Source organism: Sebaldella termitidis ATCC 33386, assembly GCF_000024405.1.
GTDB lineage: Bacteria > Fusobacteriota > Fusobacteriia > Fusobacteriales > Leptotrichiaceae > Sebaldella > Sebaldella termitidis.
Genome location: NC_013517.1, coordinates 2,325,917 through 2,338,290 on the forward strand (window position 1 = coordinate 2,325,917; position 12,374 = coordinate 2,338,290).

Below are 12,374 nucleotides of genomic sequence, written 5' to 3' on the forward strand. Positions count from 1 at the left end.
AATAAAAAAAATAATAACGTCTTGCTTTCTACAATTAGAATATACTATAATATAAGGAGTTTGATGGAGGATAATAAAATGAAAATAATTGATAAAAACAATATTTCAGAGCTGAAAAAACAAAAAAATATCATAATACTCGGAAATTTTGACGGGATACATCTTGGTCACCAGGAACTAATAAAAAGAGGAATTGAATGTTCTGAAGATACGGAATATAAGACTGTACTCTATACTTTCAAAACACATACCAATCAAAATATAAAACTTTTGACTAATAATGAAGAGAAGATTTTATTACTCAAAAAATTTAATCTGGATTATGTCTATTTTGAAGAATTTGATGAGGTAAAAAATTTATCACCTGAAGAGTTTATTCAGAAAATAATAATAGACAGACTTCATTCAGATAAAGTTATATGTGGATTTGACTTTACATTTTCAAAAAATAAGTCAGGTAATACAGATTTATTAAAAAAACTTGGACAGGAAAAAAACGTAAAAGTCGTAGTCATAGACTCTGTGAAAGATGAAAGCGGAGAGGTAATAAGCAGCACCCGTGTAAGAAAATATATAGAAGACGGTAATCTTTCAGAAGCGACAAAACTTCTGGGACATTATCCGATTATAGCGGGAGAAGTAGTACACGGAAAAAAGATGGCTCGTCAGATGGGATTTCCAACAGCTAATCTTATATTTGAAAATAAAGTTTACCCGCCATTTGGAGTGTATGGTGTGTATGTAAAAATAGAAGGCGACAATAACATTTATAACGGAGTAATGAATCTTGGGAAAAACCCTACATTAAAACCCGGAGAACTGAGTGTAGAAGTACATATTCTTAATTTTGACAAATTTATTTATGGAGAAAAAATTATAATTTATGTTCTTGAAAAAATCAGTGATGAGATAAAATTCAACGGAATAGACCAACTGGTCGAAAAGATAGGCAATGATGTAAAATACTGGAAAAAGAAAGTGAAAGATGAGTATGGCAATACAGATAAAACTCGAAAATTTTGAAGGTCCTCTTGATCTTTTAATACATTTAGTCGAAAAAAATAAAATGGATATTACAAAAATAGATATATTTCAGATTATAGAAGATTATTTAATGTATATAAAGGAAGCACAGGAGCTGAATCTTAAAGTAAAAGTTGAATTTCTTGTAATGGCTACCGAATTAATAGAAATTAAAGCCTATTCCATATTAAATAAAGGAAAGAAAGAGGAAAGGGAAGAAGATCTGGAAAAACGAATTATAGAATATAAATTATTTAAAGAAATTTCAGAAAAAATGGCAGAATATGAAAATGAATATAATATTGCCTATAAAAGATCCGGGCTGCAAAGTGTTGTTCCATCTGAGATAGAATACGATCTGTCAGCTTTGAGCATAAATAATTTGTTTTCTCATTTCAAAAATCTCCTGAAAGAAGAAGTAAAAATTACTATAAAAGTAGAGCTTGAAGAAGAATATACAATTGAAGAAGCTTATAAAGAGGTCTACGAGATGATAAATACTAAAGAAAGGGTTAATTTTAATATGTTACTAAAGAATAAATACACACGTTTGCGTATAGTATCACTATTTTTATGTATACTGGATCTCTTTAAAGACGGAGTAATTGATATACAGTTTGAAGAAAATGAATTTTATGTTATGAGGTTGAATTATGTTTAAGTCCAGTTTGTTAGTTATGATTATAAATATGCTGAGCAGGATCCTGGGTCTGGTTAGGGAAATACTTATAGGAAGTTTTTTTGGAGCAACAGGAATGACAGATGCATATTTCGGAGCATTCAAAATATCCAATTTTTTTACACAGCTTTTAGGAGAGGGGGCATTAGGCTCGGTATTTATTCCTTTATATAATGAAAAAAGGGAGCTCGAAGGGAAAGACAAAGCCGATGACCTTATATTCTCAGTTTTAAATCTGGTATTTGCCTTTTCCACCACAGTATCAATATTTATGATATTTTTTTCGGAATATATGCTGAAAATATTTGTAGGCTTTAAAGATGAAGCTCGGTTCAATGTAGCGAATAATTTATTAAAGATAATGGCTTTTTACTTTTTATTTATATCATTATCCGGAATAGTATCAGCAGTTTTAAATAATTTTAAAAAATTTGTAATTTCTACATCAACAGCACTTGTTTTTAACCTTACAATTATATGCGGAGTATTATTGTTCGGGAAAAAATACGGGATTTATGGTTTAGGAGTTTCAGTTCTTTTATCCGGGCTGTTTCAATTATTAATGCAGCTGCCGCAGTTTTTTATGATAGTAAAAAGATATAAACTTATTTTCGATATAAAGGATAAGTATATTAGAGAAATGTTTCTACTGATGATTCCCACTCTTATAGGAATTTTTGGATATCAGATTAATGAAATGATAGATACACGGTTTGCGGCGGCATTAACAGCAGGAACAGTCAGTGCTTTGAATTATTCAAGCAGATTATATTTACTGCCTATAGGGGTATTTGCAATATCATTATCGGTCGTAATATTTCCAAATTTATCACAAGCTGCTGTTAAGAAGCAGATGAATGTAGTAAAGAGTCAAATCGAACGTGGACTGAATATGCTGGCATTTTTCGTCATTCCATCACAGATAGTACTAATATTTTATTCAAAAGAAATAGTATCGCTAATATATAAAAGGGGAGCTTTCAGTGAAGATATGATAGTGGTGACATCTCAGGCTCTGACATTCTATTCAGTAGGATTACTGTTTTTTTCAACAATACATCTGCTTACAAGGAGTCATTATGTATTTAAGGACAGAAAAAGACCGGTTATATCGTCATTTGTAGGAATAGGGATAAATATAGCTTTGGATTTTCTTCTTTACAAACAATATAAACACATGGGGCTGACATTTGCTACTTCAACAGCTGCAATGGTGAATTATCTTATACTTTTACTCTCACTGAATAAAAACTATATAAAATTAGACTTTCTGAAATATATTAAATTTATAGTTATTACATTGATCATATCGGGAATAGCATATATAGTTTCATCATTTATACCGGAAATAGGAGACTTTAGGATATCTATAGTTATAAAATTAATAATATTCGCAGTGGTTTATCTATTACTGTGGTCTCCAAAAATAATAAAACAAAAAATAAACATGTTTGGATAAACTAAATCATTAAAATACTTCTGATTAAATATCAGGGGTATTTTTTTTATAAAATTAGTGTATAAACAATAATAGGCTAATAGAATAGGGCATTTAAATAATTTTTGTCATATTATCACGAAACAAGACATTGCTATTTTGCAACACCTCTTGATAAAAAGCAATGGGATCACGAGAGTATAAAAACGTTAAACTAATTTTAGGTTTATCATAAAACTATAAAATGGTTTAAAAAATATGATGTAGAAATGTGGAAAAGTTTTAGTTGGTTTATTTTTTCTGAACATTGATTTTAGGGGTTCTAATTTTTAGTACAGCGTGGAAATGTTAAAAAACAGGACTTTTAAACTCCCAGATGTGGAAAACTTTTTTTATTTTTAGGTAGGGGGAGTGGTTTAAGTAGTTGTGATTGCTTTTTCTGATGTTATTTAGGATAATATTTTGGTTCCAAAGAAATTATTTAACTTAAAAATAACTGATTTAATAAATCAGCTGCAATGGAAAGCTATATTATAATTACGAAACTTTATCTGTCATATGTAAGATTTGTTTAAATAATAGAATCTCATATGACTTTTCTATGAAAATTTTTATTATTGATCCTGCAGCAGTAAGATTAAATTAAAAAAAATATACTGAAACAGAAATAAATAGTTTTATTAGTTTTTAAAAATTTATAGCTTTGAAGACTTCTGAAAATTTATGTGATACATTTTAGATAAAAATATAAGTATAGCAATTCATGATTTATTTTTTTATTTTGAATATGTAAAAGAGTAGTTTGAAATGATGATACCGGATTACTGGTATGAAGCATCTGAATAGCAGAAGAAATTTGTCAGTTATATTAAATATTATTTTAACTTTTTATATTATTTTATATTTTTTACAAAAAAAATAAGACCGATTGGTCTAAAATGAAGTATAAAAAAAGACTGCTAAGTGCAGTCGCTTTTTATAATAGGCTTAATCCTTTTTCTAATCCATCTAATAATGCAGTTTTTAATATGTCTATAATTTCTGTATCATCACTTGGCTTAATAACTGTTAATACATTTTTAGCATATTTATCATTTTTCGTTACATTTGTAGAAATAATAATCTGAACCTGATCCAGATACAAAAGATTTGATTCTACAGTAATATCAGAATAATTTTCATATATGTGAATAGCATTTTCTATTGCATTCTCTTCAGCTTTAATTGGTTCCACATCGCTGAATCCAATTCCTTCCACAGCTCTTCCAGCTTTATCAATAAGCTTTACCTTTGTGTAAAATACCGGAATAGTATAGTCATGCTTTAAAACTGAAAATTCCACATTAAAGTCATGTTTTTTTAGATTATTTAATATTTCTTCTGAGTATGTTCCTGTCATTTTTTCTCCTCCTAGTTTAATTATAGTGTTATTATAACTTTAAATTTAGAAAAAATCAAACTTTTATTCTTAGTTTAAAATTTGTTTTCCATTAGTATGCTTGTGGTGTATGTTAAATATAAGAGTATTATCTTAAAAACCTCTTTTTAATAAATCAATAAAATTATTCAGCATTGATGAGATATATTTATCTTTATGTATGATTATATGAAAATTTCTGCTTATTTCTGTATCTGTTACATTAAAAGCAAGAAGTTTTTCTTCAAGTATCTCATTTTCTATTGCCAGAGTGGATATTATGGTTATTCCCAAGCCAATTTCCACCATCTTTTTTATTGCTTCGTTATTTCCTATGACCATTTTATTTTCAGTCTTTATTTTCAATCTTTCAATATATTCATCTACAGTCTTTCTGGTTCCTGAGCCTTCTTCCCTTAAGATCATATTCTCATGCTTAAAGTCTTCTATAGCAAATTTTTCTTTATTTTTGAATTTTTCTATGTTTGGTGTAACTACTTTTAAATAATCCTTTTGCATTTCTATTGAAATTATTTCATTATTATTAGGCATAATTCCATCTATTATTCCTATATCGATATCGTTCTCAAGAACTTTTTTTATTATCTTAGTAGTATTATCAATCTGAATATTGAAATTTACATTATTATAGATAGTAGAAAAGTTTTTACAAAGATAGGGTAATAGATAAATTCCGCTTATGGTACTTCCTCCGACTTTGATTAGTATATTTTTCTTTTTACTCTGCATATGTTCATTCATATCATCCCACATATTTAAAATTCTTCTTGTATATTCTTTAAAGAGCATGCCTTCTTCTGTTAAATATAACTTTTTGTAAATCCGCTCAAACAAAATAACTCCCAAGTCTTCTTCGAGCTCTTTAATTATCTGGCTGACAGCACTCTGACTTATATACATTTTTTTTGAGGTTTTTGTCATATTCAGTGTCTCAGACACCGAATAAAAGATTTTCAGTTTCCTGTAATTCACTTTATTTCCTTTCCTTAAAGCCACCGGTGCTTTGTCTGACTCAGTATTATTCATGTCAGTAAAAACACTAGTGCCTCATCTGAAAAATGCTTAGATAAGGTACTAAATTTAATAATAATATTTTCTATTTTTTTAGAATATCTCTGATTTCCCTCAAAAGCTCCTGATCAAGAGTTGGTTTTTCTTCAGCTTCCAAAGCTTCTTCTTTTTTTCTAAACTTATTAATAGATTTTACCATCAGGAACAAAACAAATCCTATCAATAAAAAATTTATTACATTTTGAATAAATAGACCGTATGATATAGCAAGCTCCGGATTTACACCGTCTGATTGCTTTAAGACCAGTTTGAGCTCCTGAAAATTTATTTTGCCGAGAATCAGACCCAAAACAGGCATGATTATGCTATCTACCAGTGAAGTGACTATTTTACCAAAAGCACCGCCTATAATAACCCCTACAGCTAGATCGATTACATTGCCTTTTGAGATAAATTCCTTGAATTCTTTAAACATTTTACCTCCTTAAGATGGATAAATTTCAAAAATAAAAACAACATTTATAAGATAATAAAATATTATTAGAACAATTATTCTTAATAATTATATCATATTTTCAATAGAATGAAAAATCATTTTTATTATATTTGATACGATAATATAAATATTTTTATGTTTATTTTCTATATTATTCAGTTAGAAGTGTTTTAGCTAAAAATACCTGAGACAGGGGAAAGCAAAATTTTATTTATTGAAATATCTCCCGCTATAATATATAATGATATAGAAATATAAAATGGAGGAAAATAAAGATGCAAAATCTCAAAAGGAACTTTTCAATAATTGCTCACATTGACCATGGTAAATCTACAATTGCTGACAGACTGCTGGAAATGACCGGAACAGTTACAGAAAGAGAAATGAAGGAACAGTTATTGGATAGTATGGATTTGGAAAGAGAAAAGGGAATTACAATAAAAGCCCAGGCTGTTACTTTAAATTATACAGCTGCTGACGGCAATAAATATGAACTGAATTTAATAGATACACCGGGACACGTAGACTTTATATATGAAGTATCGAGATCACTTGCAGCATGTGACGGAGCTCTTTTAGTCGTAGATGCCGCTCAGGGAATAGAAGCACAGACACTAGCCAATGTATATCTGGCTTTGGAGCACGATCTTGAAATACTTCCTGTTATTAATAAGATAGATCTGCCTTCAGCTGATCCGGAAAAAGTAAAGCTGGAAATAGAAGATATTATCGGTCTGCCTACTGACAATGCTGTTCTGGTTTCAGGAAAAACAGGTCTTGGTATTGATGAACTTCTGGAAGCAATAGTAAAATACATACCTGAGCCTAAAGGAGGCATGTCTTCTCCGCTGAAAGCACTTATATTCGATTCTCATTATGATGATTTCAGAGGAGTTATTACCTATGTCAGAGTCATTGACGGTGTAATAAAAAAAGGGGACAAAATAAAAATTATGTCTACCAATAAAGAATTTGAAGTTTTGGAAACAGGTATATTTTCTCCTAAAATGACAGAAAAAAACGAGCTTTCCGTAGGAAGTGTCGGCTACATAATTACCGGAGTAAAATCTATAAAAGATACTCAGGTAGGGGATACTATAACTCATGTTAAGAATCCTGCCGAAAAACCACTGGAGGGATACAGACCGGCTCAAAGTATGGTTTTCGCGGGAATCTATCCTATATCTACTGATGATTATGAAGATTTGCGTGAGGCACTGGAAAAATTACAGCTGAATGATGCATCACTTACATATGTTCCCGAAACTTCCATTGCTTTGGGATTTGGTTTCAGATGCGGTTTTCTGGGATTACTTCATATGGAAATCATAGTCGAAAGACTAAGACGTGAATTTGATATTGATCTTATTTCTACAGCACCGTCTGTAGAATATCACGTAACTACAGAAACAGGAGAGCATTTGATAATAGACAATCCGGCAGAATTTCCAGCCGGGAAAAAAAGTATCGAAGAACCGTATATAAAAGGGACTATAATTGTTCCAAGAGATTATGTAGGAAATGTTATGGAATTATGCCAGGAAAAAAGAGGAACTTATATTGACATGTCTTATCTTGATGAAACAAGAACCATGCTAAGATATGATCTTCCTTTGGCAGACGTAGTAATAGACTTTTATGATAAGTTGAAATCAAGAACAAGAGGTTATGCCTCATTTGAATATGAAATGATCGGATATAAGGAATCTGATCTGGTTAAAGTAGATATACTTGTAAGCGGCAATGTTGTGGATGCTTTTTCTTTTATTGCACATAAAGATCATGCCTTCAACCGTGGAAGAAGTATAGTGGAGAGACTTAAAGAAGTAATTCCACGACAGCAGTTCGAAATACCGCTTCAGGCCGCTCTTGGAAGCAAAATAATAGCAAGAGAAACTATAAGAGCATTAAGAAAAAATGTCCTTGCAAAATGTTACGGAGGAGATATTTCACGTAAGAAAAAACTCCTTGAAAAGCAAAAAGAAGGAAAGAAACGTATGAAAGCTATAGGAAATGTAGAAATTCCACAGGAAGCTTTTTTATCAGTACTAAAATTAAACAAATAAAATATATTGCCTGTTCTGGAAAAATATTATCATTGTCAGAACAGGCTTTTTCAAAACCATATATTAACGGAGGAATTTTATGGACATATTTTTTCTTATAATTGTCTTGATAATTTTATTTATTTTGATTGGTATCTTTGTTAAAAGAAGATCCGTCAAAATACAGTATATAAAAATGAAGCTCAGTAAATCCGAAAGAAAGGGTATCATAGAATCAGTATTTCATAAGAACTTCCTGTTCTATGAGCATTTAAATAATACCTTTAAAGAAAAGCTTATTACAGATTCTTATATTTTATCAGAGCTTATTGATATAGACAGTATAGGAATTAAAATTACTGATGAAATAAAATATACTATTTTTGGACTGGCCGGTCTATTGATCTTAGGAGATGAAAATCCTAATTATTTTCCTAATCTCACTTCTGTAGTTGTATATCCGAAGATGTATATTTCTGATCAAAAAGGACAAAACAAAAGTGTAAATTTAGGAGAATCATGGAATTTTGGGGTAGTGGTATTATCATGGTGCGATGTAGTAAATGGAGCTCAAAATTTTTCTGACGGACACAATGGAGCTCTTCATGAATTCGCTCATCAGCTTGATCAGCAATCAGGACAGGCTGACGGAATTCCGGCAAATTTAAATACTGATTACTATACATGGAAAAACACTTTTGATAAAGAATATAATAATCTTATTAAAGAAATGGAAAATGCCGAATATGACAGCATAGATTTTTATGGAACTACAAATAAAGCAGAATTCTTTGCTGTATCTACCGAAACTTTTTTTGAAAAGCCGGCTCTTATGAAAGCAGAGCACCCAGAACTATATAATCTTTTAGTACGATATTACAAAATTGATCCGGAAAAAATATTTTTTAGATGACATAACATCTAAAATAAACCTGAATATTTAGTTGCCGGCAGGACAGAAAATAAAATAAATGCCGGCCAGCAGACAATCATACAGCAAATGATAAAAATAAGCTGTAAAATCTAAGTCTACTTATGAATAACTTTATTTACTCATAGTAGAACTTGAAAATTTATATTTAAATTATAAATATTTACCCTTTTTTGAAAAATCAATTCCTGAAATTTCAACATAAAAATATAGATAATATTTTTAAAATAAAAATGCTGATTTTACTGAAAGAAAACAGCATTTTTTTATTTTTGAAAAAATTTTGCTTCATTAATTTGCTAAAATAATGTAAACTTCTATTATATGGATTTTTATTCAAAAACATATCTGTGAAATTTTTTATTAAAAGGAGAGAATTAAAATGAAGAAGATATCTATAATAAATAATAAGGGAGGAGTTGGGAAAACAACTACAGCTTTTAATCTGGCACATTTTTTTTCAAAAGCAGGATACAAAACTTTAGCTATAGATCTTGATCCTCAGCAAAATATGGTAAGAAATTTTGGAATGGACGAAAAAAAAACAACCATTGGAGATTATTTGCTCGGAAGAACCGACGATTATGAACCAATTGTTATTAACGATAATTTACACCTGATTCCTGCCGGGAATGCCGAAAATGACATGCAGCTTTTGACTTCTGAGTCTCCGCTATATTTTGAAATTCTAAATGAATTTTTATCGCAATTAGATGAATTATATGAAATTGCTGTTATTGACACAGCTCCGGCTTTTAATCCGTATACTACAAGTGCAATATATGCTTCCAACGTTTATTCCATTTTAATTCCCGGACAAAATGAAATAAATGGTCTTAATACTACAATTAATTTTAGTAAGAAGCTCAAGAAAGAAGTCAGCGGAATTATTTTGACCAGAATGGAAAAAACAGCTTTGTCAGAAAAAGTTAAAACTGATCTGGAAGAGGCTTACGGAGAACTTTTGTTAAATTCTATTGTCAGAAAAAATGTTATGTTATCGGAAAGTATTCTTGAACATAAATCAATATTTGATTACGCACCAAATTCAAATGGCGCAAATGATTATATCAGCTTAGGAAGAGAGATTTTGAAAAAAGAGGGAATTTAAAATGAGTAAACTAAAAAAACTAAACTTAAACATTAGAAGTTCAAATCCGACTGATAACACTCTCATGGAAATAAAAAGTCTGCGGGATATTAATTATTCCGAACTTGGAGTAGTAAGTCAGGAAGATATTGACAAATTAATTCGTATTGAAAATGATGTGAAATTTCATGAAGAAAAAACAAAAGAACATCTTTTCAAATTTTCAAAAGCAATATTTGAAGCAAATGAGGTATTTGCCAATAATAAATCCGGATCATTCGGAAAGTGGACAGAGTTATTGGGCATAAGCCGTGATACAGCCAATACTGCTGTGAGAAGATATCAATTTTATCTGGAAATGCAGGGGACTCTTCGTGAACCTGAAAGAATTCTTGAGCTTCCAGTTAGAATCATAAAAGAATTTACAGGTATAAAAAAAGAGAGTTTCGATGAAGCAGAGGTATTAGAAGTACTAGAAGCAGAAAATCCTACTGAAATTTTGAAGAGAATAAAAGAAACAAAGGAAGAAGAAAAGTTATCTGATAAGTCTAATTTAAGAGAATTTCTCTTAAAAGAAAAAGAAAGAAAACAAAATCTTATCGATAAATTAGCAGAAGAAATAAAGGAAATAGAAGAAAACTTAAAACAAATTGATGATGAATTATATCGTCAGACGCGTCTGACAGTATAATCAAAAATTTAGTTTGTATTTTTACTTTCAAGGAGGTTTTTTGGAATGAAAAAAAGAAAGATTCAGACTCCTAAAGATCTACATATTAGCTATATGTGTGAGTATATAGATGATTATCACGATATTTGCAAATATGCTAAGGATTTAATACATTCAGGATATAAATCAAAGTCTTTAATAAAGTTATCAGATATAGGCGGAAATAAAGATATCAAAAATTTTGATAAAAATTATAGTGAATTTATAAATGAATTTCATCTGTCAGAAATCACATATGAAAATGCAGGATTAACATTCCTGGAAATTTTGTCAAAAGAATTCATGGAGGACAAAATATCAATAGATGAATATATGGAAAATTTTTATTATTTATATTATATTTCAAATTCAGGATTACAGAGTAAAGATTTTGAAACCAACAAAATCATTAGAATGATTAATGAGGTATATAAAGATTATAATATAGCAGTCATTAGAAAAAATGATCTTAGCTCAAGAGAATATAACGAAGCTGTAAATATTGCCCATAGCAAGTTAAATGAATTATTGAAAAACTTTTTTTAATATAAAATATAAACGGCAGGTGATTAAAATGATACCGATTCTGGATCAAATATATCCTGATTTTATAGGAACAGCAAATGGAAAAACCATCACACTTGATACTTATGGAAGAAGTGTAAAAATAATTTTGGGTTCTGAAGTTTTTACTCCGGAGGAAATAAAATATCTCTCAGATACTCTGGAGTATAATGATCTTGTAAAAATAATTATTTTTAATTCATCAGTTAAAGAGCAAATTTCTAATAATGTTATTTATGTTGACAGTAAGAATGATATTTTAGATAGTAAACTGGCATGTATTGTCGATAGACATAATATAGTACAATATGTCGGCAATAAAATTTCTGACATTGAAAGGGACTGTATGGTAATCCTTTCAGGGTTAGGCTGTACACTAAGTAAACATTGGTAGATAAATTAATATAAATTGCCCGGATAATTTTTTCAGAATTATGTAGCTTTTTCTGAGTTAAAATTAAACCGGGCTTTTATTATAGAGATTATTTAAAAAAATGATTAGGTTTAATAATATAAATTATAGTTAGAGCATTTCTACAGAACATTTCATAAAAGCAGTGAACAGTATTTAGAATTTTTATATATTGTTGTTTAAATTATTGGAAGATACAGGAATTAAGCTGTAATATTAATTTTATTTATGCGGTGTATATCGTATAAAAAAGAAATTTTTTATTATACATGGACATTATAGCATCAAAGTCAAAAATGATTTGAAACTAAAATTATAAACTGAAAGTATTATCTGAGAGTTTTTTTTCTAAAAAAATGTTGTATTAATTGAAAATATATTCTGAAAAGTGATTCAGACTACAGTAGAGAAAAAATTAGAAAAAATGAAAATTAATTTCATAAAATTACTTACTTCAAAGAGCTTTTCACATATATCATAATATAATGTGATTTTTTTATCTGAGAGATCATATTTACTGTTAATCTCATTTTATGCA

At 29.3% G+C, this 12,374-nt stretch carries 12 protein-coding genes; 9 read left to right on the forward strand and 3 right to left on the reverse strand.

Features of this window, described 5'->3' with window-relative positions; translation table 11 throughout:
* Positions 1–78 precede the first annotated feature (78 nt).
* The 3 genes from STERM_RS10765 to murJ are packed head-to-tail and all read left to right on the forward strand — an operon-like array spanning position 79 to position 3,161.
* On the forward strand, positions 79–1,023 hold the full coding sequence (locus tag STERM_RS10765) for a bifunctional riboflavin kinase/FAD synthetase (RefSeq protein WP_012861637.1): 945 nt from the start codon (positions 79–81) through the stop codon (positions 1,021–1,023).
* Entirely contained in the window at positions 986–1,684 is a 699-nt protein-coding gene (locus STERM_RS10770; RefSeq protein WP_012861638.1) for a segregation and condensation protein A, read from the forward strand. The genes STERM_RS10765 and STERM_RS10770 overlap by 38 nt, the downstream gene beginning before the upstream one ends.
* Positions 1,677–3,161 carry a murein biosynthesis integral membrane protein MurJ gene (gene murJ / locus STERM_RS10775; RefSeq protein ID WP_012861639.1) on the forward strand — a complete coding sequence of 495 codons (1,485 nt, stop codon included), beginning with the start codon at positions 1,677–1,679 and terminating at the stop codon, positions 3,159–3,161. Before STERM_RS10770 ends, murJ begins: the two co-directional genes overlap by 8 nt.
* Positions 3,162–4,116: 955 nt before the next feature.
* Here the strand turns inward: murJ and STERM_RS10780 are convergent.
* The 3 genes from STERM_RS10780 to mscL all read right to left on the reverse strand — a co-directional run bounded on the left by STERM_RS10780 (position 4,117) and on the right by mscL (position 6,064).
* Positions 4,117–4,539: a hypothetical protein gene (locus tag STERM_RS10780; RefSeq protein WP_012861640.1), complete on the reverse strand. Its 423-nt coding sequence runs from the start codon at positions 4,537–4,539 to the stop codon at positions 4,117–4,119.
* 132 nt (positions 4,540–4,671) lie between these two features.
* The gene (locus STERM_RS10785; protein ID WP_049768981.1) at positions 4,672–5,604 is read right to left on the reverse strand and encodes a LysR family transcriptional regulator; all 933 of its coding nucleotides are present in this window, start codon (positions 5,602–5,604) and stop codon (positions 4,672–4,674) included.
* A 70-nt stretch (positions 5,605–5,674) separates the two neighbouring features.
* The gene (gene mscL, locus STERM_RS10790; protein WP_012861642.1) at positions 5,675–6,064 is read right to left on the reverse strand and encodes a large-conductance mechanosensitive channel protein MscL; all 390 of its coding nucleotides are present in this window, start codon (positions 6,062–6,064) and stop codon (positions 5,675–5,677) included.
* A gap of 296 nt (positions 6,065–6,360) precedes the next feature.
* On the opposite strand from mscL, the gene lepA reads away from it, so the two are divergent.
* The 6 genes from lepA to STERM_RS10820 all read left to right on the forward strand — a co-directional run bounded on the left by lepA (position 6,361) and on the right by STERM_RS10820 (position 11,818).
* Entirely contained in the window at positions 6,361–8,151 is a 1,791-nt protein-coding gene (gene lepA / locus STERM_RS10795) for a translation elongation factor 4 (RefSeq protein ID WP_012861643.1), read from the forward strand.
* A gap of 79 nt (positions 8,152–8,230) precedes the next feature.
* Positions 8,231–9,043, forward strand: coding sequence for a M90 family metallopeptidase (locus STERM_RS10800; protein WP_012861644.1), 813 nt, complete (start codon positions 8,231–8,233; stop codon positions 9,041–9,043).
* Between the two features lie 400 nt (positions 9,044–9,443).
* The gene (locus STERM_RS10805) at positions 9,444–10,172 is read left to right on the forward strand and encodes a ParA family protein (RefSeq protein WP_012861645.1); all 729 of its coding nucleotides are present in this window, start codon (positions 9,444–9,446) and stop codon (positions 10,170–10,172) included.
* 1 nt (position 10,173) lies between these two features.
* The gene (locus tag STERM_RS10810; protein ID WP_012861646.1) at positions 10,174–10,842 is read left to right on the forward strand and encodes a hypothetical protein; all 669 of its coding nucleotides are present in this window, start codon (positions 10,174–10,176) and stop codon (positions 10,840–10,842) included.
* A gap of 45 nt (positions 10,843–10,887) precedes the next feature.
* Positions 10,888–11,406 (forward strand): hypothetical protein, encoded by a 519-nt coding sequence (locus tag STERM_RS10815; RefSeq protein WP_012861647.1) that lies wholly within the window; start codon positions 10,888–10,890, stop codon positions 11,404–11,406.
* A 28-nt stretch (positions 11,407–11,434) separates the two neighbouring features.
* Entirely contained in the window at positions 11,435–11,818 is a 384-nt protein-coding gene (locus STERM_RS10820; RefSeq protein WP_012861648.1) for a hypothetical protein, read from the forward strand.
* Positions 11,819–12,374 lie beyond the last annotated feature (556 nt).

Excerpts from the sequence above, each read along its gene's own strand:
- STERM_RS10765 (WP_012861637.1), top strand. The coding sequence starts at position 79 with ATGAAAATAATTGATAAAAACAATATTTCAGAGCTGAAAAAACAAAAA.
- STERM_RS10770 (WP_012861638.1), top strand. The coding sequence starts at position 986 with ATGAGTATGGCAATACAGATAAAACTCGAAAATTTTGAAGGTCCTCTT.
- murJ (WP_012861639.1), top strand. The coding sequence starts at position 1,677 with ATGTTTAAGTCCAGTTTGTTAGTTATGATTATAAATATGCTGAGCAGG.
- STERM_RS10780 (WP_012861640.1), bottom strand. The coding sequence starts at position 4,539 with ATGACAGGAACATACTCAGAAGAAATATTAAATAATCTAAAAAAACAT.
- STERM_RS10785 (WP_049768981.1), bottom strand. The coding sequence starts at position 5,604 with ATGAATAATACTGAGTCAGACAAAGCACCGGTGGCTTTAAGGAAAGGA.
- mscL (WP_012861642.1), bottom strand. The coding sequence starts at position 6,064 with ATGTTTAAAGAATTCAAGGAATTTATCTCAAAAGGCAATGTAATCGAT.
- lepA (WP_012861643.1), top strand. The coding sequence starts at position 6,361 with ATGCAAAATCTCAAAAGGAACTTTTCAATAATTGCTCACATTGACCAT.
- STERM_RS10800 (WP_012861644.1), top strand. The coding sequence starts at position 8,231 with ATGGACATATTTTTTCTTATAATTGTCTTGATAATTTTATTTATTTTG.
- STERM_RS10805 (WP_012861645.1), top strand. The coding sequence starts at position 9,444 with ATGAAGAAGATATCTATAATAAATAATAAGGGAGGAGTTGGGAAAACA.
- STERM_RS10810 (WP_012861646.1), top strand. The coding sequence starts at position 10,174 with ATGAGTAAACTAAAAAAACTAAACTTAAACATTAGAAGTTCAAATCCG.
- STERM_RS10815 (WP_012861647.1), top strand. The coding sequence starts at position 10,888 with ATGAAAAAAAGAAAGATTCAGACTCCTAAAGATCTACATATTAGCTAT.
- STERM_RS10820 (WP_012861648.1), top strand. The coding sequence starts at position 11,435 with ATGATACCGATTCTGGATCAAATATATCCTGATTTTATAGGAACAGCA.